Origin of the sequence: Halobacillus sp. BBL2006, assembly GCF_000786645.1 — a bacterium.
In the GTDB taxonomy this organism is placed as follows: domain Bacteria; phylum Bacillota; class Bacilli; order Bacillales; family Halobacillaceae; genus Halobacillus.
The window spans coordinates 1-1,210 of record NZ_JRNX01000130.1; the positions used below are offsets into that span (position 1 = coordinate 1).

Consider the following 1,210-nt stretch of genomic DNA (forward strand, 5'->3'; position numbering starts at 1 on the left):
AACGAACCCCGGTTATCTCGAAATCGAGTCTTACAGAATTCTGCACGTTTGTTGAATAACGTTTGTGGTCAATAAAATAACAGCCGCAATGAACACAGACTATTTTTTATTTGATTTGGAACACCAGATACGTGGTTGCAAAATAGGAGACAATGATGATAATCGATGGCCACAAATAATTCCAGGACCTTGCTTTCTTTCTCGTTATGCTTACGATGACCAATAAGATAAAGACAATGGAGGTCACCCCTGTAATTATATTGGCAGGACTCGCATTCTCCAGTAAGTTCCCTCTGAAATACATGATGTCGGTAATGGCAAGAATCATTAAATTAAATGCATTGCTTCCCAATAATGAACTGATTCCTAAGTTAAAATTCCTTAGTTTGAGAGCCGTCCCTACGCTGACCGCATCCGGTAAGGATGTACTGATTGCTACAAGGAAGGAACCAATGAAAGAAGCTCCGATTCCCGTAATAGCTGATATCCGCTCAGCTGTGAGTGTTAATATACTACCGATTACCATTATGGCTAAGGCAGAACCTATGAATCTCACAAGCACCTGTTTATACGTATAATCATCATATTTTTTATTTTGTCTCTTCACTTTTCGCCCTTTGTACTCTGTCCGGTCATTAATGAGTTTGGAACCGATAAAGTAGATGAGAATAATTGCGATTGACGTATAACTGACATGGAAAATAGGCGCTGGCAAGGTTAAACTTAAGCCAGCAATGACAATCAGCGTCATAAAGATGACAAGCCAACCGTAGAGTTTACTCTCTACCGTTGCGTGAGTCATAATTTGATAACGTCGATAAACAATATCGAAAATAGCCAGACCCATAATATTGAATAAATTACTTCCTACAAGATTACCAACAGCTAAATCCGGACTATCTATAATTATCGCTGTCACGCTAGATGTCAGCTCTGGTAAAGAAATGGCAACACCTATTATAGCCCCCATAAAAGCAGAAGAGACACGGCTTTTTTCCTTCACAGCATCTCCGAAAATGGACAAGCTCGAAGCTATAAAAAATGTGCTGATTCCTGATAAGAAAAATAGCGTAAATACAATCCAATTACTCATTTTACGTACTCCTTCATCCTGGTCGACTTAACTTGACATGTATCCACCATTCCCTTCGAATAGTTTGCTAAAACAGTAAAAAAAGACCAGCAAAATGCTGGTCTTTTTTGTTTATTG

Annotated in this window: 1 protein-coding gene; it reads right to left on the reverse strand. The window is 38.8% G+C overall.

From position 1 onward, the window contains the following. Nucleotides 1-106: 106 nt before the first annotated feature. Nucleotides 107-1,093, reverse strand: a complete 987-nt coding sequence (locus tag LD39_RS04735) for a sodium:calcium antiporter (protein WP_035543445.1) — start codon at nt 1,091-1,093, stop codon at nt 107-109. Nucleotides 1,094-1,210 lie beyond the last annotated feature (117 nt).